The following is a 21,250-nucleotide window of genomic DNA, read 5'->3' as shown; positions in this document are numbered from 1 at the left end:
ACCGTCCCATAGTAACGAAGCTAGGAACCAAGCTCGGCGATCTCCGCCTCATTACGGCGCTTCCCCTCGGAGGTAATCTCCTGCACCTGCGGCCCGAGCGGCGAGAGATCCCGGATATCTAGGCGCACATTGCGCTGCTCAGACTCGAATACCACCGACCCGCCGCGCACAAATACCTGCGAGGCCTGCGAGGGCAAGGGCAGCTCGCGCGAATCAATCTGGAAGAAGAACTGCTGCTTAATCTCTTCCTGGCGGGCCGGATCCTCCGGGCCATCGCGCAGCTCGGTGGGGGTCATGGTGATGGTGGTGCCGCTAATGCGCAGCCGCGCCAGCACCGTCACCGGCTCCTCGAGCCCGGCGGGGGTGCCGGTGAGCAGCACTTCCGCCGCGGTGCCGCCGGAGGGGGAGATGTCATAGGGGTGGCTGATCTGCAGATCCGTCATCTGCAGATGCTCGCCCAAGGCCACCCCATCGAGGCTCACCGAGCGGGAGATCACCCGCGCCACCACGCCATCGAGATCGCCGGAGAGCACCTGCTCCCGGTTCATGGTGAGGTTAAACACATCGGTGGTGGCGTTGACCACGCCGAAATTGGGCACGTCCACATCCATCACGTGCGTGGAAATCTTCGGCACATTGCCGCTGAGCAGCGCGGCAGTATAGGGCGTGCCGCCGACATAGACCCGCGGCGGCACCGGCAGGTGGGTGGCGTCCTCCACCGAGCGGGAGATCGTGCGTTCCACGTTGATGGCCACGGCGGCATCGGCGAGCCACCCGCTCACCCCGAGCGCTGCCACAACGGCGGCGATACGCAGTAGTCTCCGCTTGCCTTTCACGATCACTACCCTAGTGGATATGCGTTATGAGAAGTTGCATCTGCCCACCCACGCCGCGTTCCGTTCCGCCACCCTGAGCATGCTCGATGCCGTGCAGCGCGAGGACGGCGTGGCAGCCCTCTCGGAGCAATTCCTGCGGGGCCTTGACGACGCCGCCCTCGCCCATACCCACTGGCTGGCCCTCGATGAGGACACGGTGGCGGGGGTCTTGGCCGTCGCCGCGGACTCGGCGGAGCTCGCGGTGCACCCCGCTTATCGACGCCGCCACGTGGCCACCCACCTCCTCGACCATGCAGCGGTCACAGACGTGTGGGCGCATGGCGATTTGCCGGCGGCCCAAGCGCTGGCGCAGCGTCGTCACGCGCGCATCACCCGAGAGCTGCTGGTGATGGGGATCGATGGGGATGCCCTGAGCGAGTATGTGCGCCGCAGCGCCACCACCCCGCCCGATGCGGAGCTGGAGCTGGTGGACTATGCCACCGCCTGCACCCGCTGGGGCGAAGAGCAGGTGCAGCGCGCCTGGCTGGAGGCCAATAACTCGGCCTTTTCTTGGCACCCCGAGCAGGGCGGCTGGGATCTGGCGCGGCTGCGCTCGGGCATGGATACCGACTGGTTCGACCCGGCGGGGGTGCTGTTATATATGCACCGCGAGAGCGGCCAGGTGGCGGGATTCCACTGGACCAAATCCCACGGCGCCGAGCAGGGCGAGATCTACGTGGTGGGGGTGGCCGATGAGTTCCGCGGCCGCGGCCTCGGCGCCCCGCTCATTGCCGCTGGAGTGGCGCACCTTGTGGAGCAGGGGCACAGCTCCGTCATTTTGTACGTGGAGGCGGATAACACTCCGGCAGTCACCGCCTATGAGCAGGCAGGATTCAGCACCATCGAAAGGCATGTGGTGTATTCCAGCGGGCACTAAGGGCAGTTCGGGCAACTTTTGCTGTCTTTTCACCTTCCGTTAACCGCAGTGCGGCGTGGTGGCCATATCGCTGCCTTAGGTTGTCTCCTTGGGCACAGACGGCCCACCCCATCACCCATATGGAAGGACACCCACTGTGACTTATACCTTCAAACGTTCAGCCGCCCTCCTCGGTCTTGTCGCCAGCAGCTCCCTGGTGCTTGCTGCCTGCTCCGAAACCGGAAACAGCAACTCGGAGGGCGCTGAGGCCCCAGAGAACCTCTCCGACGCCTCCGGCCAGCTGGTCGCAGAGGGCGCCTCCTCGCAGCAGAAGGCCATGGACCTCTTCGGCATCAAGTTCAATGAGTCCACGGGAAATAACCTGTCCTATACCGCCACCGGTTCCGGCTCCGGCCAGAAGCAGTTCATCGCCGGCCAGGTGGCCTTCGGTGGCTCTGACTCCCCGCTGGATGAGGAGCAGGTGGCCGCCGCCGCTAAGCGCTGTGAGGGTAATGACGCCTGGCACCTGCCGATGGTGATCGGCCCGGTGGCCGTGGCCTATAACCTCGACGGTGTTGATGGCCTGAACCTCTCCGTGGAGAACGTCGCCAAGATCTTCAAGGGCGAGATCACCAAGTGGAATGACGAGGCGATCGCCGCCGAGAACGAGGGCATGGACCTGCCCGATTCCAAGATCGAGGTGGTCTACCGCTCCGAGGAGTCCGGTACCTCCGATAACTTCCAGAAGTTCCTCAAGGCCGCTGTCCCGGACCTGTGGGACACCACCGGCAAGTCCTTCCCCTCCACCACCGGTGCTGGCGCTAATGGCTCCACCGGTGTGGTGGGACAGGTCGCCGCCACCCCGGGTGCCATCACCTATGTGGAGGCAGGCTTCGCCACCGAGGCCGGCCTGGGCGTCGCCAATATCGACTTCGGCCACGGCCCCGTGGAGTTGAATAACGAGACCGTGGGCAAGGCCCTGGACAATCTCGAGTACGCCGGCGAGGGCCACGACATGGTGGTGGACGCCAACAAGCTCTTCTCCATGGACGTTGAGGGCGCCTACCCGGTGGTGCTCACCACCTACGAGATCGTCTGCTCCGCCGGCTATGACGAGAACACCGCCGGCCTGGTGAAGGACTTCCTCAAGGTTGCCCTCGCCAACCAGGACCAGGACCTCGAGGCACAGGGCTACATCCCGGTGTCCGGTGAGTTCAAGAAGAAGCTGGAAGACGCCGTCGACGCACTCCAGTAATAGCCCCTTCTCAGTCAAAGGACGTTTCCTCTCATGTCCAGTACCTCCGTAGTGACTACGCGCGAGCCGGATGTGCGTACGGCACCGCCGAGCCCGCCCGAGCCGGCGCCGAAGCCCGTTTATCGCCCCGGCGACCGCATTTTCAAGACGCTCTCCACGGCCTCGGCGGCACTGATCACCGTGCTCATCGCAGCCATCGGTCTCTTCCTGCTGTGGCGCGCCGGGCCCGCACTGCTCAATAACGCCGAGGGATTGTCGGGATTCTTCACCTACGCGGGCGATTGGAATACCGCAGACACCTCTGCGATGTACTTCGGTATTCCCAATCTCTTCGCGGTCACCGTGACCGTCTCCTTGGTGGCGCTCCTGCTGGCCATGCCGGTGGCGCTGGGCATTGCGATCTTCCTCTCCAACTATGCGCCGACGCGATGGGTGAAGCCGCTGGGCTTTTTGGTGGACCTGCTGGCCGCCGTGCCCTCCATCGTCTACGGCCTGTGGGGTGTGAAAGTACTCGGGCCGCTGCTCAGCGGAGTCTTTGAATGGATCAATAGCTGGGCGGGAGGATTCTTCCTCTTCGCGCACTATGACAATTCGCCGTCCTTTGCCACCTCCCGCATGATCCTTACCGGTGGCATCGTCTTGGCCATCATGATCCTGCCGATCATCGCCGCCACCGCGCGCGAGGTGTTCGTCCAAACCCCCAAGGGGCATATCGAGGCCGCCCTGGCACTCGGCGCCACCCGCTGGGAAGTCGTCCGGATGACGGTGCTGCCCTTCGGCATGTCCGGTTATATCTCCGGGGCAATGCTCGGATTGGGCCGCGCCCTGGGCGAGACCATGGCGCTCTATCTGGTGATCTCGCCCTCCTCGGCCTTCCGTGCCTCGCTCTTCGACGGCGGCACGACCTTCGCCACCGCGATCGCCAACGCGGCCCCCGAGTTCAACAATGACCTCAAGGCTGGCGCCTATATCGCCGCCGGCCTCGTGCTGTTCTTCCTCACCTTCGTGGTGAATGCGGCAGCACGTGGCGTCGTGAAGCGAGGAAAGTAGCATGACACAGATTCAGACATCCAGTTCTTTCCAGCACATCTCCTCCTCCCGCCGCACGAAAAACAGCATCGCCACAGTGGTGATCTATAGCGCCATGGTGCTGGCGATGGTGCCGCTGGTGTGGGTGCTGTGGGAGGTTGTGTCCCGCGGTATCGGTGCGGTGCTGCAGCCGGAGTGGTGGACCGCCTCGCAGATGGGCATCCTCTACAACGTCGAGGGTGGCGGTGCACTGCACGCCATCGTCGGCACCCTGGTACAGGTGGGCATCGCCTCCATCCTGTCCATCCCCATCGGCATCTTCACCGCTATCTACCTGGTGGAGTACAACAACGGCGGACGGCTGGCGAAGGTCACCACCTTCATGGTGGATATCCTCACCGGTGTGCCCTCGATCGTGGCGGCGCTGTTTATCTACTCGGTGTGGGTGGTGCTCTTCGGCTTCGAGCGCTCCGGTATGGCGGTGGCGCTGTCGCTGGTGCTGCTCATGATCCCGGTGGTCGTGCGCAATACCGAAGAGATGCTGCGGGTGGTGCCGCACGATCTGCGTGAGGCCTCCTATGCACTCGGCGTGCCCAAGTGGAAGACCATCGCCAGGATCGTCTTGCCCACCGCATTGTCGGGCATCGTCACTGGCATCATGCTGGCCATTGCGCGCGTGATGGGCGAGTCCGCCCCCGTGCTCATCTTGGTGGGCTCCTTCCAAGGCATCAACTGGGACCCCGCGAGCGGCCCACAGTCCTCGCTGCCGCTGATGATGCTCGACATGTACAAGGCCGGCTCCTCCGATGCGGTGCTGGCCAAGATGTGGGGTGCGGCCCTCACCCTCGTGCTCCTCATCGCCCTGCTCAATATCGCGGCACGGATCGTTTCCGCGAAATTCTCTGTGAAAAACTAGCCCCACCGCTCAGGAGAACTCACTCACATGGCCAAGCGTCTCGACCTCAACGACGTCAATATTTACTATGGCGATTTCCACGCCGTGCAGAATGTGAACCTGCACGTGCCGCCGGAGTCCGTCACCGCCTTCATCGGCCCCTCTGGCTGCGGTAAGTCCACCGTGCTGCGCACCCTCAACCGAATGCACGAAGTGATCCCAGGGGCGCGCGTAGAAGGCAGCATCACCCTCGACGGTGAGGACATTTACGGCCCCAAGGTGGATCCCGTATCCGTCCGCAACACCATCGGCATGGTGTTCCAAAAAGCTAATCCTTTCCCCACCATGTCCATCGCCGACAATGTGACGGCGGGGCTGCGGCTGTCCGGCATGAAGGATAAGAAGAAGCTCGCAGAGGTCTGCGAGAAGTCGCTGCGCAGCGCCAACCTGTGGGAGGAGGTCAAGGACCGCCTGGATAAGCCGGGTGGTGGACTCTCCGGTGGGCAGCAGCAGCGTCTGTGTATCGCCCGCGCGATTGCGGTGGAGCCCGGCGTGCTGCTCATGGATGAGCCCTGCTCCGCGCTCGACCCGATCTCCACCCTCGCCGTGGAGGACCTGATTCACGAGTTGAAGAAAGACTTCACCATCGTGATCGTCACCCACAACATGCAGCAGGCCGCCCGTGTCTCGGACCAGACGGCATTCTTCTCCCTCGAAGCCACCGGTAAGCCCGGGCGGCTGGTTGAGGTGGGGCCCACCAAGAAGATCTTCGAAAACCCCGACGAGAAAGAAACCGAAGACTATATCTCGGGCCGCTTCGGCTAAACAGTCCGCGACCCGTCCCGCCTAGTCACGGGAAAAGCGCCGCTCCAGATCTGCGATGCGGCGCGCAAAATCTTCTTCGCTGCGCTCATCTTCCAGCTTCAGGCGGTACTCCTCCGGTTGCATACCGGAGGTGAGGTACACGATGCGCGCAGCGACATCCACCGTATGATCGGCGAAGCGCTCATAGTAGCGGGACAGCAGAGTGACGTCCACGGCCTCCAAGGTGGAATATTTCCATTCCCGCTGGGTGAGCACGTGCATGATATGGGCGTGCAGATCATCCATAGCGTCATCATCATCACTGAGCACCAGCGCCACATCCGCATCCGGATTGAGCAGCAGCTCGTGAATTTTGTCCGACATCTGCAAAGCGATGCGCGACATTTCCTCGAAATAGCCCACTAAAATCGCCGGCACGGCATTATTCGGATGCCGGCGCCGCGCCACCCGGGCGATATGCATGCCCAGCGCGCCCATGCGATCAAAATGCTCCACAATATAGATGGAAGAAATGATCTGGCGCAGATCCCGCGCCATGGGGCCTTCCAAGAGCAGCAGGGCAACGGCACGTTCCTCGCAGCGCTGCCGCGTCTCCTCCATAGCGGTGGCAGCTGAGAGCGCCTCCTCGGCGGGAGTGAGCTCATTATTAATCAGCGCCTTGCTAGCTAGTCTCATCGTCTCGCGGACGTGATCACTTAAGACCAGAAGATCGTAGGAAAAGCCGTCTAGGTGCTCGCGAAAGGCAGTGCGCATATGCTGCACTATAGCTACTTCTGTGCAGCTCTGCTGAGTACGAAAAGCGGTTAGCCGCCGGAATGCATGATTTCGGCTCCCTCGGGAACGCTGGCGTCCTCAGGATCGTCCAGCCACCCCTCCGGCAGCAGCACCTTCGCCGGCGAGCCCTGGCGGCCGCGCGGCCCCTCGGCATCGACGGCCAGCTCGCTGCTCTCGGCATAGGGGGCGAGCAGCTCATCCAGATGTGCCAAGGATGTCACCCGTGAGAGCTGGCTCCGAGCCTCGCCGCCGACGGGGAAGCCACGCAGATACCAGCCCATGTGTTTACGCAGGTCGCGGCAGCCCTTCTCCTCGCCTTCGTGGCGCACCATCAACTCGGCGTGGCGCCGGATGATCCGGGTGACCTCGCCCAAGGTGGGTTGCGGCGGTAGCGGCTGGCCCCGCAACACCGCGGCCAGCTCCGCGAAGAGCCACGGCCGGCCGAGACACCCGCGGCCAATCACCACGCCATCGCAGCCGGTGCGCTGCATCATGGTCACCGCATCCTGAGCGGCAAAGATATCGCCATTGCCCAAGACAGGGATATTGGCGAACCCGGAGTCCACCATGTGCTGCTTGAGTGCCGCGATCTCCTCGAGCCGGGCCGTGCCGGAATAGCGCTGGGCGGCGGTGCGGGCGTGGCAGGCCACCGCGGCCGCCCCATTCTCCGCCGCGATCCGGCCCGCATCGAGGTGAGTGTGGTGCTCATCATCAATCCCGACGCGGAATTTCACCGTCACCGGAATATCGGTGCCCTCGGTCGCGCGCACCGCGGCGTCCACGATATTGCCGAAGAGCCGGCGCTTATAGGGCAGCGCCGAGCCGCCGCCGCGCCGGGTGACCTTCGGCACCGGGCAGCCGAAGTTCATATCAATATGATCGGCCAGGTCGTTGTCCACGATCATCCGCGCCGCCTCATAGGTATAGTGCGGATCCACCGTGTAGAGCTGCATGCTCCGCGGATTCTCTGCTGCATCGAAGGCGATCATGTGCATCGTCTTCTCATTGCGTTCCACGAGAGCGCGGGCGGTGATCATCTCACACACATAGAGCCCCGAGACGCTCCCCATCTTCTCCAACTCTTGTTCGCGGCATAGTGTGCGAAACGCGACATTGGTTACCCCCGCCATAGGGGCGAGCACGACGGGGGATTCGAGGGTGAGTGAACCGATCTGCAGCGGCCGATGATTGCGCAATGTAGTCACCCGCCTAGTGTCGCCTATCCGCAGCGTTCACCGCAATTTCACGGCATCGTTCCCAGCTCTGCGCGGCGATGGCGGGCAGCCGATCTCCGGCGAGGTCGGGGGGTAGTGGAAAAGAACCTGAGACATGAACCAAAAGTTCGTCTATTGTGGGGTGCGTAACCTAGTTCACAGCGGGTGCGCTGACGCGTGCAAGATCGCACGGTGGTATCAGCCGGCACATTCAACCGCGGGGCTAGGACAAGTACCGCACTCACGGCCTGTGGTGGTGACCCGATGAGGGGTCGGCCCCGCACCGGACTGCACACAGAAATAAGGAGAACTAAGAGTTCATGTCGGATCGTATTGCCAACGCCAAGCTTCGCGGAAAAGTTATGTCTGCGGAGGAAGCTGCCCAGTTTGTTAACCACGGTGACAAGGTAGGTGTATCGGGCTTCACCGGCGCCGGTTACCCGAAGGTGCTTCCCACCGCTATCGCGGAGCGCGCCAAGGAGGCTCATGCCAAGGGTGAGGAGTACATGATTGACCTCTTCACCGGTGCCTCCACCGCTCCCGAGTGTGACGGTGTACTCGCCGAGGCGGATGCCATCCGCTTCCGTACCCCGTACCAGTCGGACCCGATCCTGCGTGGCAAGATCAACGACGGCACCACCTACTACGCCGACTACCACCTCTCCGAGTCGGGCATGTACGTCTCCCAGGGCTTCTTCGGCAACATGAACGTTGCCATCGTCGAGGTCACCCGCATCACCGAGGAAGGCCACCTCGTTCCCTCCTCCTCCGTGGGTAATAACGTGGAGTACCTGGACGCCGCCGACAAGATCATCATCGAGGTCAATGAGTGGCAGTCCCTGAACCTCGAGGGCATGGCCGATATCTACCGCATCGAGCCGCTGCCGAACCGTCAGCCCATCCCGATCACCAAGCCCGGCGATCGTATCGGTACCACCTACATCGACATCGATGTGGACAAGGTGGTGGCTGTGGTCGAGACCAATAACGAGGACCGCAACGCCCCCTTCAAGCCGCTGGACGAGACCTCCAAGCAGATCGCCGGTAACTTCCTCGACTTCCTCGAGGGCGAGGTGGCCGCTGGTCGCCTGACCTATGACGGCTACATCATGCAGTCCGGCGTGGGTAACGTGCCGAACGCCGTGATGTCCGGCCTGCTGGACTCCAAGTTCGAGAACATCAAGGCCTACACCGAGGTCATCCAGGACGGCATGGTGGACCTCATCGATGCCGGCAAGATGACCATGGCATCCGCCACCTCCTTCTCGCTCTCCCCCGAGTATGCCGAGAAGATGAACGCCGAGGCCGACCGCTACGCCAAGTCCATCGTGCTGCGCCCGCAGCAGATCTCCAACCACCCCGAGGTTGTGCGCCGCCTCGGCCTGATCGCCACCAATGGTCTGATCGAGGCCGACATCTACGGCAACGTCAACTCCACCAACGTCACCGGCTCCCGGATGATGAACGGTGTGGGTGGCTCCGCGGACTTCACCCGTAACGGCTTCATCAGCTCCTTCATCACCCCCTCCGAGGCGAAGAACGGCGATATCTCCGCCATCGTGCCCTTCGTCTCTCACGTGGACCACACCGAGCAGGACGTCAAGGTCCTCATCACCGAGTACGGCTACGCCGATCTCCGTGGTCTGGCACCGCGCCAGCGTGTGGAGAAGATCATCGCCATCGCGCACCCGGATTACCGTCCGGTGCTGGAGGAGTACTACTCCCGCGCACTCGAGGCAGCCAAGAAGAACAAGACCCTCCAGACCCCGCACGATCTGGAGACCGCACTGTCCTTCCACCAGCGCTTCGTCACTCACGGCTCCATGAAGCCGCAGAGCTAAGAGCTCACTGAGTCTCGCTGCCACCTCGCCCGCACACGCGGGCGGGGTGGTCTTTTTTCCAAACACCGCACCGCATTGATAAACTACATGTCTCGTACGGGCCTTTAGCTCAGTTGGTAGAGCTACGGACTTTTAATCCGCAGGTCGTGGGTTCGAGCCCCACAGGGCCCACTACAACAGCACTCCCCAGCCAGATGGCTGGGGAGTGCTGTTTTTATTCCTGGGGGTAGCGCTGCTGCGCCGGCCACCAGATCCGGTTGCCCGCCCAGAGGGTGAAGGCAGGGACGAGGAAGGAACGGATGAGGAGGGCGTCGATAAGCACTCCGAGGGCCACAATCACCGCCAGCTGTACGAGGAACTGGATGGGGATCACGGCCAGGGCGGAGAAGGTGGCGGCCAACACGACGCCGGCACTCGTAATCACCCCGCCGGTGGTGATCAAGCCGCGGCGTACGCCGTGGTGGGTGCCGTGCTCGAGTGCTTCCTCGCGGACGCGCGTCATGAGGAAGATGTTGTAGTCGATACCGAGGGCCACGAGGAAAACGAAGCCGTAGAGCGGCACGGTGGGATCAGCGCCGCTGAAGCCCAAGAGGTGGAAGATGAGCGCGGCCACGCCGAGGGCGGTGCCGAAGGAGAGAATCGTGGTGGCCAGGAGCATGACGGGCGCCAGCAGGGAGCGCAGCAATACCGCCAGCATGACGGTGATTACCAGCAGCACCACGGGGATGATCACCTGGCGGTCGCGGATGGAGGTGTCATTGGTGTCGATGTCCACAGCCGTGGTGCCGCCCACGGCCGCATCGGGAAGCGCGGCGCGCAGCTGGCGGACGGTGTCTTTCGCTGCGGCGGAATCGGCGGGGGCGTCGAGGGTGGCCTGGATCATCACTCGGCCATCCACCACGGTGGCGGCGCCGCGCCCCGGAATCGGGGATTCGAGCGATAGCGCGGCGGGCTGCTCCACCCCGGCAGTCGCGGCGATGGTGGCGATGGTGGTATCCGCAGCGGACTCATCGGCGAGCACGTACACCGGAGAGCCGGAGCCGCCAGGGAAGTGACGATCTAATACCTCCTGGCCATCGCGGGCATCGCTCTGGCCGAGCACGAAATCGGATTGGGGAACGCCATCGGCGTCGAAGCCGATCAGCCCGAACCAGCCACAGGCCAAGAGCGCGGACATGCCGAGGGCAAGGGCACGAGGATGGCGCTCCGTCGCATCGGCCACCCGCGTCCACGTGGGCGATTCCTGGCTCTCCTGGCTGGGGCGGGGGCGACGAGGCCAGAAGGCCACGCGGCCGAGAAGCAGCAGCAGGGCGGGGAGGAAGGTGAGGGAGGAGGCCACCGCGGCGGCGATGCCGATCGAGGCCACCGGCCCGAGCGCGGCCGTCGACGCCAGATCGGAGAGCATGAGGCAGAGCAGGCCCGCCACGACGGTGCCGGCCGAGGCCGCAATCGGCTCCCAGGTGCCCGTGATCGCCCGAAGCGTGGCCGTCCACGCCCGAGAGTGCTTCGTGAGTTCCTCGCGGTAGCGGGCGGTGTACAGCAGCCCATAGTCGGTGGCGGCGCCGATCACCAAGATGAAGAGGATTCCTTGGACCTGGCCGTTGATGGTGACGATGCCGGCCCGCGCCAGGGCCACGTTGATCGCCACGGCCAGACACAGCGCCGTGAGCGCAGAGAGCAGCACCAGCAGCGGCAAGATGGGGGATCGGTAGACCACAATCAAAACCAGCAGCACGGCGATGACGGTGACGAGCAGGAGCTGGGAGTCGATACCGGCGAAGGCGGCGGAGAGATCGGCGGTGAAGCCGGCGGGGCCGGTAATCCACATCTCATCGGCGGCAGGGAGGCGTTGCTCGATCGCGGTGTCGAGCGCGGACACCACCTCGGTGATGGCGGCGTCGCTGGGAATGGCAGCCACCAGCTGCACCGCCTCGCCGTCCGCGGAAGGCAGGAGGGGGCTGAAGCTGAGTTCGGGGAACTCAGGGGCGAGTTCCTCGGGGAGCGAGCCGAGGGCCTCTGGGGTGGCAGAGTCGCCGCTGATGACCACGACGGCAGGGATAGAGTCGCCGTCGCGGAAATCGCTGAGCGCCTTCTGCACGGTCGTGGACTCCGCGGTTTCGGGGAGGAAGGAGGCGGGGTCAGTGGAGGAGACCTCGCTGATGGCGCCGAACTGGGGGCCGCCGAGGCCCATAATGGCGATCCACAGTGCCACCAGTGCCAGGGGCAGTCCTGTGCGCAACCAACGGGAAGGAGCAGAGGTGGTCATAGGCAATGAGTGTAGTCTGAAGCCCTGCTGAGAAAGGGCGTAGGAGCTGAGGTTTTGTGCGATCTCATGGTTCATGTATGATTCATCTCAGTCCGCACGCGGACTACGCCCCCATCGTCTAGCGGCCTAGGACACCGCCCTTTCACGGCGGCGGCACGGGTTCGAATCCCGTTGGGGGTACTTTCCACTCATTGTGGAAAGGCACAACAAAATATGGCCCTGTGGCGCAGTTGGTTAGCGCGCCGCCCTGTCACGGCGGAGGTCGCGGGTTCGAGTCCCGTCAGGGTCGCCATGGATAGGCGGCTATCGATGCTTCGAAGAAGCACTCGGTAGCCGCTTTTTCTGTGTCTCAGTACAGCCGTGCAAAATGGGATCTGAACAGCGGATTTGCGGGCATGTAAGAGTGTTATGTAGAGTATCCACTCGTGCACAGCGCACTGCTTAGCCAGTAGCTGGTACACAATAAAATATGGCCCTGTGGCGCAGTTGGTTAGCGCGCCGCCCTGTCACGGCGGAGGTCGCGGGTTCGAGTCCCGTCAGGGTCGCAGATCGTTGCTTAGGCAAGGATCGTGGCCAGATAGCTCAGTCGGTAGAGCGTCCGCCTGAAAAGTGGAAGGTCAGCAGTTCGATCCTGCTTCTGGCCACAACATGAAAAGCAGTCTCCTCGCGCAAGCGAGGGGGCTGCTTTTCGCATCTGCGCTATCCTCGGCTCCACAGAGATACATAACTCTAGGGAGAAAGGACGGCACCGCCCATGAGCGCTGCACAGCACGTACACCTCGACGAGGGATCGCAGACATATGTGATTGAGGTCGATGGCCAGATGGCCGGCTACGCCGAGTTTCAGGCGGTGGATGAGACGGTGCGCGACTTCAACCACACCGTGGTGCTCAACGAGTATCGCGGCCAGGGCCTATCCTCGCCGCTGATTCGCTACGCCCTCGATGATTCGATCCGGGCGGGCATGACGATCGTGCCGAGCTGCTCTGCGGTGGAGCACTTCATCTCCAAGAATCCCGAGTATCGGGAGCACCTCGCCCGCTAGCCACAGCGGAGTCACAGCGGAGCCACAGCGCGCGCCGCAGCCGAGGCACAGAAAAACTCCCAACGGGTAGCACCGTTGGGAGTTATGTGCGTTCTTAAATCGTGTAGTCGTTGCCCGGCACGTAGCGGTCGGGGTCCACCAGCTTCACGCACTCGGAGGAGTCGCGGGGCCGCATCTTTGCGGGCACACCCACCGCGATGTGCTGGCAGGGGACATCCTTGGTGACCACCGCGTTGGCGCCGATCGCCGAGCCCTTGCCGATGGTGATCGGGCCCAAGACCTTCGCCCCAGCACCCACCACCACATCATCTTCAAGGGTGGGGTGGCGCTTGGTTTGGGTGAGCACCTGCCCGCCCAAGGTGACGCCGTGATAGAGCATCACGCCATCGCCGATCTCCGCAGTTTCGCCGATGACGATGCCCATGCCGTGATCGATGAAGAAACGGCGGCCAATGGTGGCGCCTGGGTGAATCTCCACCCCGGTGAGGAAGCGGGCGCATTGCGCGAGCACGCGGGCGGGACCGCGATAATTACGCACCCACAGGGCGTGCGCGACGCGGTGCGCCCAGATGGCGTGGAGCCCCGAATAGACGATGGCGTTTTCCACGTCCCCGCGGGCGGCGGGGTCGTGCTCGCGGGCATTGCGGAGATCTTCGCGCATGCGGGAGATGGCGGTGGAGATGACATCGATCATGAGGGTCGATCCTACCTCAGAGTGTGCTAGTTGAACTCTGCGCGCACATCCTCGAAGAGAACGGTGGAGGCGTAGCGCTCGCCGTAGTCGCACACGACGGTGACGATGGTCTTGCCCTTATTTTCCGGCTTCTTGGCCTCCCGCAGTGCGGCGAAGACATTGGCGCCGGAGGAGATGCCGCCGAGGATGCCCTCCTGCTCGGCCAGGGCGCGGGCGGTGGCGATGGCGTCCTCGTTGGTGACGGTAACGATCTCATCGATCACCTTGCGATCCAGCACCTCGGGGATGAAGTTCGCACCCAGACCCTGAATCTTGTGGGAGGAGGCCTTGCCCTCGGTGAGCAGCGGGGAATCAGCGGGCTCCATGCCGATGATCTCCACCTCCGGCTTGCGCTCCTTGAGTACGGTGCCCACGCCGGTGATGGTGCCGCCGGTACCGAAGCCAGCGAGGAAGATGTCTACCTCGCCGTCGGTGTCGTTCCAGATCTCTTCCGCGGTGGTCTCGCGGTGGATCTTCGGGTTGGCGGCATTGGAGAACTGGCGCGCCAAGATAGCCCCCTCGCGCTGCTCCACGACCTCGTGCGCCTTATCGACGGCGCCCTGCATGCCGGCAGAACCCGGGGTCAGCACGATTTCCGCGCCATAGGCACGCAACATGATGCGGCGCTCCATGGACATGGTCTCGGGCATGGTGAGCACCACGTTATAGCCGCGGGCGGCGCCGATCAGGGCCAGGGCGATACCGGTGTTGCCGGAGGTGGCCTCCACGATGGTGCCGCCTGGCTGTAGCTCACCGGACTGCTCGGCGGCGTCGATAATGGCCTTACCAATGCGGTCCTTAACGCTATTGGCCGGGTTATAGAACTCGAGCTTGACCAGTACCTCGGCGTCGAGGCCCTCGGTGAGGCGATTGAGACGAACCAGCGGGGTGCCGCCGACGAGCTCGGTGACGTTGTTGTAGATGCGCGACATGAGTCATGCACTCCTTTGAAAAGTCGATAATAAGTTACCGCTCCTCAGCATAATGCCCCGCCTGCACAATTACCAGACAAGACAGTATTACATATATAGACCAAGTAGTCTATAGGCACACCCCTATAGGGGGAATACAACCCCGCGGAGCAGCGCACGGCGTTAAGGTGAGTGAGTCGCGGAGAACGGGAATGCGGTTCAGCGTCATGCCACGCCGCAGCGGACCTCGCCACTGTAGGGCTCGCCTCAACACTCATTGAGACGCAGACACTCGGATAACTCGCCGGATACACACCCCGGCCCACCACTGCAGCAGTTGCTGCGGGAAGGTGCATCCGAGTTGCCTAGGGCCAAGCCAGGAGACCGGCCGCGACACGATAGCCGAACACATATCGTCAGTCCAGTTCGGCGCAAACCGGTTCTGGTGCGAGGAATCACCCGGACATGAGTCAAAGAGACGAGCGTTTCTTCCACCATGCATATTGCAGAAGGATTCCTGCCTATTGAGCAGGCCGTGGGATGGGGTGTGGCTGCCGCGCCCTTCGTGATCCACGGAGCAATCCGCGTCAACAAGCAACTCAAAGAACGGCCCGAAACCGGGCTTCTTCTCGGCGCCGCCGGCGCCTTCACCTTCGTGCTCTCCGCACTGAAGATCCCCTCCGTGACCGGCTCCTCCTCCCATGCCACCGGCACCGGGCTTGGAGCGGTCCTCTTCAAACCGCCCGTCATGGCGTTTTTGGGCAGTATCGTGCTGCTCTTCCAAGCGCTCCTACTCGCCCACGGCGGCATCACCACCCTGGGGGCCAATATCTTCTCCATGGCCATCGTCGGCCCGTGGATCGGCTATGGCGCGTGGGTAGCAGTCCGCAAGGCCGGCGGTAGTGCCACCATCGGCATCGCCCTGGCCGCGTTCTTCGCCGACCTCTCCACCTATGTGGTCACCGCCTTCCAGCTGGCCGGCGCCCACCACGCCAATGGCTTCTTCAACTCGGCCCTGACCTTCCTCGCGCTCTATGCGCCCACGCAGCTGCCGCTCGCAGTCGTGGAATCCATCATCACGGTGCTGATCTTCCGTTCGCTGCGCACCATCGCGGCCCGCGAGCTCTCCCTGCTGGGAGTGCTGGGCGGCCGCGAGGAGGCCAGTGTGCAGCAGGAGAGCGTCGATAAGCCAAAGGCAGGGCAGAAGGCATGAAAAAGAACAACACCGGCGTCACCATTGCGCTGATCCTCGCGGCCATTTTTATCGCCGCATTCCCGCTGTTCTTCAACCTCGGCGACAAGGACGCGGAGGAACACTTCGTGGGCACCGACTCCGGCGCGGAAACCATCGTGGAAGAGGTCGATCCCGGCTATGAGCCCTGGTTCGAGCCGCTCGTCGGCGAGCTGCCCGGCGAGGTGGAGTCCGGACTCTTCGCACTCCAAGCCGCCCTCGGCGCTGGCGCGCTCGGCTATGTGATCGGGCTCTACCGCGGCCGCACGAAGTGGGCGCAGGAGCACGCGCAGAGCTCCACGCCCCGATGAATCCACTCGACATTGCTGCCGCCCGCTCTCCCTGGGCACAGCACAGCGTGTCGGAAAAGGTCCTCGCCTTCGGCGGGGCGCTGGTCTTAGTGCTGGCGCTGCCGCCGCTTCCCGTACTGCCAATTCTGCTGCTGATCGTGCTGATCGCGGCGGCGCGGGCGCAGGTGGACTGGCGGCTCTATATCGGGCTCGTGCTCGCCCCCTTCGGGTTTATCGTGCTCGGTATCTGGCCGCTGATGATCAACCTGACCCCCAGTGGTCTCGTGCTGGTCGAGGGCGGCGTCGCCCACGCTGCGGTTGTCGCAGGCCGCAGCCTAGTGGGTATGAGCATCACCATGCTTTATGCCCTCAGCACCCCCATTGCCGCCCAGCTCACCTGGGCGCGGCGCATCGGGATCCCCGAGACCCTCGTCGTGGTGAGCATGCACATCTACCGCTTTTCCTCGCTCCTCTACACCCAGTCGCAGGCGATGTGGCATGCGCAGGCACAGCGGTTGGGGCATAGCTCCTGGCGGCGCTTTCTGCGTTCGGTCGCCGATCAGGCAGCCAATCTCTTCCTAGCGGCTTTCCAGCGGGCCCAGCGCCTGCAGGAGGGCCTCGAGCTGCGCGCCGATAGCGCCGCGGCAGCCGTCTACGGCACCTTTACTCCCGCCCGGCCCGCGCGCTTGGCGATCATCCTTGTCTGCCTGGCCGCGGTCTGTGCCGTGGGCCTCATCCCTGTTGTGTGGTGAAACCTTTGACAACCTCCCATCCTCTACTCGGCCTTGACGCCGTCAGCTTCGCCTACCCGCACGGGCCCGATGTGCTGCATGATGTGCAGCTGCGTATCGAGCGCGGCGACGCCGTGGCCCTGCTCGGGGCCAATGGCTCCGGAAAATCCACGTTGATGAAGCTCATGGCGGGCGCATTGCAGCCGCAGCGTGGGCAGGTGCTTATCGACGCCGCCCCCGCGGCCTATGATCGCGCCGGCCGCAACCGCGCCCGATCGGTGATTCAGCTGGTGCTCCAAGAGCCGGATGATCAAATCTTCGGCGTCTCCGTGCGCGCCGATGTCTCCTATGGCCCCACCAACCAGGGGCTCTCCGAGGAGGAGATCGCGGCGCGCGTGGAATGGGCGATGGAGCGCGCCGAGATCACCGATCTAGCGGAGCGCGTGCCGCAGCAATTGTCCTATGGGCAGCGCAAGCGGGTGAGCCTGGCTGGCGCCTTGGCCATGCGGCCGCGGGTGCTGCTGCTGGACGAGCCCACCGCGGGGCTCGATCCGGCCGGCTCTGCCCAGCTGCTGCGCACCCTCGCGCTGCTGCGTGCGGAGGGTACCGCCATTGTGCTCTCGACCCATGACGTGAACCTCGCCTATGCCTTCGCCGATACTGCGGCGGTGCTCACGGGCGGGGTGGTGCGCAGCGGGGCCTGCGCGGAGATCATGACGGATACCGAGCTCATCGAGCAGGCGCGTTTGGAGCTTCCCTGGGCGCCGCTGGTCTCGCGGGCACTGGGTCGTGACGTACTTACGGCCGCCGATGTCCTCGCTCAGCCCGATCGTTAAGAGTGATATATGTCACTCTAAACGGCGCTAAACCCACGTGCGTGTTTGTTCTAACTTGTTTCGCAATTGCCCACCTTTTAGCCCTGAATCCCACTGTGCGGGATGCGGTAGCGGATCTGCTGTAGTGGTATGGAGAGGGTGTACTGACGGGGGTATATGACCTGTCTGAGTCTCCAGAAGGGCTTTTACCTGCAGGTTTGCGGGTGGCGATGGGGTGGGAAATTTGTGGCGTAAATCTGAGAGAGAGATAAAAATTTACCGAGAAAAAGGCGCAGCGGGGGAGGTGGGATGGCTAAAAGCGGGGGCACCCATGCAGGGGTAGAAAGGGGTTGTTTGTGAACTTTTCATCTCGGGCGGTGCGGAAAACTTCCCCTAAGTACTTATGATTACCCCCGTTTCTTGTTTATAATCCTGTCCTACGAGCAACCTAAGCGAGGCGGGTGTGAACAGGGGCACCCACTACCTCCCCGTCGTTATATGCCAGGGGAGGTGCCGATCCCCCGGACCGGCATTAGGTGAACAACGCAGGAAGAAGAGTATGGATCCGCAGCGTCTCAAGGATGACGAAGAAGCGATTCGCGCAGCACTCACCACACTGAAGACCGCCACCGGCATTCCGGTCACCATGTATGCCACGGTGCTACCTGATAGCCGGCTCCAAATCAGTGCCTGGGTAGGGCTGCGCACCCCGGCTCTGCAGAATCTCGTGATTGAGCCCGGCGCCGGCGTCGGCGGCCGTGTTGTCTCTTCCCGCCGTCCGGTGGGCGTCTCTGATTACACCCGTGCTTCCATCATTTCTCATGAGCACGACAAGCCCATCCAGGACGAGGGCCTGCACTCCATCGTGGCCGTGCCGGTGATCGTGCAACGCGATGTGCGCGGCGTGCTCTACGTGGGCGTGCACTCGCCCGTGCGTCTGGGTGACAAGGTGATCGAGGAAGTTACCATGACCGCCCGCACTCTTGAACAGGACTTGGCCGTCAATAGTGCGCTGCGTCGCGGCGATGCTGGCGGCAGCGGGGCCAAGCCCGGGCGCGTGATGAATGGCGCCGAGTGGGAGCAGGTGCGCTCCACCCACTCCAAGCTGCGCATGCTGGCCAATCGCGTGGGGGATGAAGACCTGCGCAAGGAGATCGAAAGCCTCTGTGACCAGCTCGTCTCCCCGGTACGCGTAAAGCAGACCACCAAGCTCTCCGCCCGCGAGCTCGACGTGTTGGCCTGTGTGGCCCTCGGCCACACCAATGTCGAGGCCGCCGAGGAAATGGGCATCGGCGCCGAAACCGTCAAAAGCTACCTGCGCTCGGTCATGCGCAAGCTCGGCGCTCACACCCGGTATGAGGCCGTCAACGCCGCCCGCCGCATCGGCGCGCTGCCCTAAAGCCGCGCGCTGCTTTTAGCGCTCGCCGCCGGGAACCCAGCGCACATCCTGGCCCTGGTTTTCCACCCGGCCCAGAATAAAGAGCGCATCACTGAGGCGATTGAGATATTTCGCCGGCAGGACCGACATCGACTCGCCGTGCTCGGCGATGGCCGCCCACGCGGCCCGCTCGGCGCGGCGAGCCTTCACCCGCGCGGTGTGCAGCAGCGCCGAGGCGGGCGTGCCGCCGGGAAGAATGAAGGAATCGAGAGTCGGCAGCTCCGTATTAAAACGATCGCAGTCCTGCTCGAGGCGCTCGATATACTCCGGCTCCACGCGCAGCGGGGGATACTTCGGATTCTCCACGACGGGGGTGGCGAGATCCGCGCCGCAATCGAAAAGCTCGTTTTGTATCCGGCGCAGCACCGCACTCACCTCCTTACTCGGGGAGGCCAGCGCCAGCACCTCGCCGATGGCGCAATTGGTTTCCTCGCAGTCGGCATAGGCCTGGAGACGAGAATCATTTTTGGGTACGCGGGAAAAATCCGACAGACCCGTGGTGCCGTCGTCTCCGGTGCGGGTATAGATCTTGGTCAAATGAACACTCATAGTTCTCGAGTCTAGGGAAAAGTCGGCACCAAGCAGGTAGCGCACAACCGCACCCAAGGCACTAGGCTGGTGCACTGTGAAAGAACATTTCTTGGTAGAAGGTGGCGCCCGGCTGCAGGGCGCTGTGAAAGTCCACGGCGCGAAGAACAGCGTGCTCAAGCTCATGGCCGCCGCATTGCTGGCAGAGGGCACGACGACGCTCACCAACTGTCCCGAGATCCTCGACGTCCCGCTCATGCGCGATGTTCTAGAAGGCCTGGGCTGCACCGTGGAGATCGACGGCCCCACCGTGCGCATTAGCACCCCGGCGCAGCCGCAGAGCAATGCCGACTTCGAGGCGGTGCGCCAATTCCGTGCCTCCGTGTGTGTGCTCGGCCCACTCACCGCGCGCTGCGGTCACGCCGTGGTGGCCCTGCCCGGCGGTGATGCCATTGGATCTCGCCCGCTCGATATGCACCAATCCGGGCTGGAGAAGCTCGGGGCCCGCACCTATATCAAGCATGGCTGTGTGGTCACCGAAGCCGAGTCGCTGCGAGGGGCCTATGTGCAGCTGGACTTCCCCTCGGTGGGGGCCACGGAGAATATCCTCACCGCTTCGGTGCTGGCGGAGGGCCGCACCGTCTTAGACAATGCGGCGCGGGAGCCGGAAATCGTCGATCTCTGTGTGCTGCTGAAGGAGATGGGTGCCCAGATCACTGGTGAAGGCACCTCTACGATCACCATCGATGGCGTGGAGAAGCTGCATCCCGCCGAGCACGAGGTGATTGGCGATCGCATCGTCGCCGGCACTTGGGCCTATGCGGCCGCAATGACGCGCGGCGATATTACTGTCGGCGGCATTAACCCGCAGGCGCTGCACATCGCGCTGGAAAAGCTCAAGATCGTCGGCGCCGAGGTGGAAACCTATGACACCGGTTTCCGCGTCCGCATGGACTCGCGCCCCTCGGCCGTGGACTACCAGACCCTGCCCTTCCCAGGATTCCCCACGGACCTGCAGCCGATGTCGATCGGGCTTGCCGCCGTGTCGGAGGGCATGAGCGTGATTACAGAGAACGTCTTTGAATCCCGCTTCCGCTTTGTCGACGAGATGCAGCGCCTCGGCGCGGACACCTCCGTGGATGGACACCACGTGGTGGTCCGCGGCGTTGAGCAACTTAGCTCCACCCCGGTGTGGTCCTCCGATATTCGTGCCGGCGCCGGACTAGTGCTGGCGGCCCTGTGTGCCGATGGGGTGACAGAAGTGCATGACGTCTTCCATATCGATCGCGGCTATCCGCAGTTCGTAGAGACCCTCAACCAGCTGGGCGCCCGGATCACTCGCGTATCGGCATCACGCCACGGCAAGGACTAAGACGGTTATAGATCCTCTTGAAATCCCCTTCTAGCAGGGGATTTGCGTGTATCTAGCGATCTATGTAGATTTATCTCCTGTCAGCGCGACCGACAGCGCCCCACGTTGCAAGAGAGCAACGAAGAGTGGCGGAAAGAAAACAGCGTTGATACCAAGCCTTCCGAAACAGTCAGGATTCTGACTCGATTGGTTGTGCCTGTGTTGTTTGAGAACTCGATAGTGTGCCAGCTTTGTTTTGTTGATGTGTGCTGCTTTTGTTGTGGTGTGCGTGTTTGGTTGTGTGTGGATCAGGTGCCCTTGTGATTGGGGTTTGTTTGGTCGCATGT

The 21,250-nt window shown here is 63.2% G+C and carries 21 protein-coding genes, 5 tRNA genes and 1 riboswitch; of the genes, 18 read left to right on the top strand and 8 right to left on the bottom strand.

Going from position 1 to position 21,250, the window contains the following annotated elements; all coding sequences use genetic code 11:
• Nucleotides 1-20 precede the first annotated feature (20 nt).
• Nucleotides 21-842, bottom strand: a complete 822-nt coding sequence (locus KRX12_RS04935) for a DUF2993 domain-containing protein (protein WP_218365934.1) — start codon at nucleotides 840-842, stop codon at nucleotides 21-23.
• Between the two features lie 13 nt (nucleotides 843-855).
• Here KRX12_RS04935 and mshD point away from each other — a divergent pair, with 13 nt between their 5' ends.
• The 5 genes from mshD to pstB all read left to right on the top strand — a co-directional run bounded on the left by mshD (nucleotide 856) and on the right by pstB (nucleotide 5,735).
• Complete coding sequence (gene mshD, locus KRX12_RS04930; protein ID WP_218365933.1) at nucleotides 856-1,752, top strand: mycothiol synthase; 897 nt, start codon at nucleotides 856-858, stop codon at nucleotides 1,750-1,752.
• Between the two features lie 136 nt (nucleotides 1,753-1,888).
• Nucleotides 1,889-2,986, top strand: coding sequence for a phosphate ABC transporter substrate-binding protein PstS (gene pstS / locus KRX12_RS04925; protein WP_218365137.1), 1,098 nt, complete (start codon nucleotides 1,889-1,891; stop codon nucleotides 2,984-2,986).
• A 33-nt stretch (nucleotides 2,987-3,019) separates the two neighbouring features.
• Nucleotides 3,020-4,036, top strand: a complete 1,017-nt coding sequence (gene pstC / locus KRX12_RS04920; RefSeq protein ID WP_218365932.1) for a phosphate ABC transporter permease subunit PstC — start codon at nucleotides 3,020-3,022, stop codon at nucleotides 4,034-4,036.
• A 1-nt stretch (nucleotide 4,037) separates the two neighbouring features.
• Nucleotides 4,038-4,931: a phosphate ABC transporter permease PstA gene (pstA, locus tag KRX12_RS04915; protein ID WP_151550021.1), complete on the top strand. Its 894-nt coding sequence runs from the start codon at nucleotides 4,038-4,040 to the stop codon at nucleotides 4,929-4,931.
• Between the two features lie 27 nt (nucleotides 4,932-4,958).
• Nucleotides 4,959-5,735 (top strand): phosphate ABC transporter ATP-binding protein PstB, encoded by a 777-nt coding sequence (gene pstB, locus KRX12_RS04910; protein WP_151530227.1) that lies wholly within the window; start codon nucleotides 4,959-4,961, stop codon nucleotides 5,733-5,735.
• 21 nt (nucleotides 5,736-5,756) lie between these two features.
• Here pstB and KRX12_RS04905 read toward each other — a convergent pair whose 3' ends face one another.
• Together KRX12_RS04905 and dusB are read right to left on the bottom strand one after the other, a co-directional pair.
• On the bottom strand, nucleotides 5,757-6,488 hold the full coding sequence (locus KRX12_RS04905; RefSeq protein WP_218365139.1) for a PhoU domain-containing protein: 732 nt from the start codon (nucleotides 6,486-6,488) through the stop codon (nucleotides 5,757-5,759).
• A gap of 50 nt (nucleotides 6,489-6,538) precedes the next feature.
• Nucleotides 6,539-7,714, bottom strand: coding sequence for a tRNA dihydrouridine synthase DusB (gene dusB / locus KRX12_RS04900; protein WP_218365931.1), 1,176 nt, complete (start codon nucleotides 7,712-7,714; stop codon nucleotides 6,539-6,541).
• 329 nt (nucleotides 7,715-8,043) lie between these two features.
• On the opposite strand from dusB, the gene KRX12_RS04895 reads away from it, so the two are divergent.
• Nucleotides 8,044-9,564 (top strand): acetyl-CoA hydrolase/transferase family protein, encoded by a 1,521-nt coding sequence (locus KRX12_RS04895; protein WP_218365141.1) that lies wholly within the window; start codon nucleotides 8,044-8,046, stop codon nucleotides 9,562-9,564.
• A gap of 98 nt (nucleotides 9,565-9,662) precedes the next feature.
• Nucleotides 9,663-9,735: transfer RNA gene (locus KRX12_RS04890), tRNA-Lys, on the top strand.
• Between the two features lie 43 nt (nucleotides 9,736-9,778).
• Here KRX12_RS04890 and KRX12_RS04885 read toward each other — a convergent pair.
• Nucleotides 9,779-11,830 carry an MMPL family transporter gene (locus KRX12_RS04885; RefSeq protein ID WP_218365930.1) on the bottom strand — a complete coding sequence of 684 codons (2,052 nt, stop codon included), beginning with the start codon at nucleotides 11,828-11,830 and terminating at the stop codon, nucleotides 9,779-9,781.
• A 107-nt stretch (nucleotides 11,831-11,937) separates the two neighbouring features.
• On the opposite strand from KRX12_RS04885, the gene KRX12_RS04880 reads away from it, so the two are divergent.
• From KRX12_RS04880 to KRX12_RS04860, 5 genes are all read left to right on the top strand, one after another.
• Nucleotides 11,938-12,010, top strand: a tRNA-Glu gene (locus KRX12_RS04880).
• A 35-nt stretch (nucleotides 12,011-12,045) separates the two neighbouring features.
• Nucleotides 12,046-12,122 (top strand) — tRNA-Asp (locus KRX12_RS04875).
• 179 nt (nucleotides 12,123-12,301) lie between these two features.
• A tRNA-Asp gene (locus KRX12_RS04870) sits at nucleotides 12,302-12,375 on the top strand.
• Nucleotides 12,376-12,401: 26 nt separating this feature from the next.
• Nucleotides 12,402-12,474 (top strand) — tRNA-Phe (locus KRX12_RS04865).
• A gap of 110 nt (nucleotides 12,475-12,584) precedes the next feature.
• On the top strand, nucleotides 12,585-12,875 hold the full coding sequence (locus tag KRX12_RS04860) for a GNAT family N-acetyltransferase (protein ID WP_218365143.1): 291 nt from the start codon (nucleotides 12,585-12,587) through the stop codon (nucleotides 12,873-12,875).
• 94 nt (nucleotides 12,876-12,969) lie between these two features.
• Here the strand turns inward: KRX12_RS04860 and epsC are convergent, their stop codons facing one another.
• Complete coding sequence (gene epsC, locus KRX12_RS04855) at nucleotides 12,970-13,569, bottom strand: serine O-acetyltransferase EpsC (protein ID WP_218365144.1); 600 nt, start codon at nucleotides 13,567-13,569, stop codon at nucleotides 12,970-12,972.
• 26 nt (nucleotides 13,570-13,595) lie between these two features.
• Nucleotides 13,596-14,540 (bottom strand): cysteine synthase A, encoded by a 945-nt coding sequence (gene cysK, locus KRX12_RS04850; protein WP_218365145.1) that lies wholly within the window; start codon nucleotides 14,538-14,540, stop codon nucleotides 13,596-13,598.
• A 148-nt stretch (nucleotides 14,541-14,688) separates the two neighbouring features.
• Nucleotides 14,689-14,927, top strand: a riboswitch (cobalamin riboswitch).
• Between the two features lie 88 nt (nucleotides 14,928-15,015).
• Here cysK and KRX12_RS04845 point away from each other — a divergent pair.
• From KRX12_RS04845 to ramA, 5 genes are all read left to right on the top strand, one after another.
• The gene (locus KRX12_RS04845) at nucleotides 15,016-15,732 is read left to right on the top strand and encodes an energy-coupling factor ABC transporter permease (protein ID WP_218365929.1); all 717 of its coding nucleotides are present in this window, start codon (nucleotides 15,016-15,018) and stop codon (nucleotides 15,730-15,732) included.
• Nucleotides 15,729-16,061: an energy-coupling factor ABC transporter substrate-binding protein gene (locus KRX12_RS04840; protein WP_218365928.1), complete on the top strand. Its 333-nt coding sequence runs from the start codon at nucleotides 15,729-15,731 to the stop codon at nucleotides 16,059-16,061. The genes KRX12_RS04845 and KRX12_RS04840 overlap by 4 nt, the downstream gene beginning before the upstream one ends.
• Complete coding sequence (locus tag KRX12_RS04835) at nucleotides 16,058-16,792, top strand: CbiQ family ECF transporter T component (RefSeq protein WP_218365927.1); 735 nt, start codon at nucleotides 16,058-16,060, stop codon at nucleotides 16,790-16,792. Before KRX12_RS04840 ends, KRX12_RS04835 begins: the two co-directional genes overlap by 4 nt.
• Before the next feature lie 5 nt (nucleotides 16,793-16,797).
• Nucleotides 16,798-17,607, top strand: coding sequence for an energy-coupling factor ABC transporter ATP-binding protein (locus KRX12_RS04830; RefSeq protein ID WP_218365926.1), 810 nt, complete (start codon nucleotides 16,798-16,800; stop codon nucleotides 17,605-17,607).
• Between the two features lie 538 nt (nucleotides 17,608-18,145).
• On the top strand, nucleotides 18,146-18,985 hold the full coding sequence (gene ramA, locus KRX12_RS04825; RefSeq protein WP_151550360.1) for an acetate metabolism transcriptional regulator RamA: 840 nt from the start codon (nucleotides 18,146-18,148) through the stop codon (nucleotides 18,983-18,985).
• Between the two features lie 15 nt (nucleotides 18,986-19,000).
• Here the strand turns inward: ramA and KRX12_RS04820 are convergent, their stop codons facing one another.
• Nucleotides 19,001-19,573: a cob(I)yrinic acid a,c-diamide adenosyltransferase gene (locus KRX12_RS04820; RefSeq protein ID WP_218365925.1), complete on the bottom strand. Its 573-nt coding sequence runs from the start codon at nucleotides 19,571-19,573 to the stop codon at nucleotides 19,001-19,003.
• A 76-nt stretch (nucleotides 19,574-19,649) separates the two neighbouring features.
• On the opposite strand from KRX12_RS04820, the gene murA reads away from it, so the two are divergent.
• Entirely contained in the window at nucleotides 19,650-20,924 is a 1,275-nt protein-coding gene (gene murA, locus KRX12_RS04815) for a UDP-N-acetylglucosamine 1-carboxyvinyltransferase (RefSeq protein ID WP_218365151.1), read from the top strand.
• Nucleotides 20,925-20,984: 60 nt separating this feature from the next.
• Here murA and KRX12_RS04810 read toward each other — a convergent pair.
• A partial coding sequence (locus tag KRX12_RS04810; protein ID WP_218365152.1) for a hypothetical protein occupies nucleotides 20,985-21,250 on the bottom strand: 266 nt, incomplete at its 5' end.

The sequence above is a fragment of the Corynebacterium sp. TAE3-ERU2 genome (genome assembly GCF_019209955.1).
GTDB classification, from domain to species: domain Bacteria; phylum Actinomycetota; class Actinomycetes; order Mycobacteriales; family Mycobacteriaceae; genus Corynebacterium; species Corynebacterium megadyptis.
The sequence above is the reverse complement of the archived record's forward strand: the minus strand, read 5'-3'. Positions and strand labels throughout refer to the sequence as shown.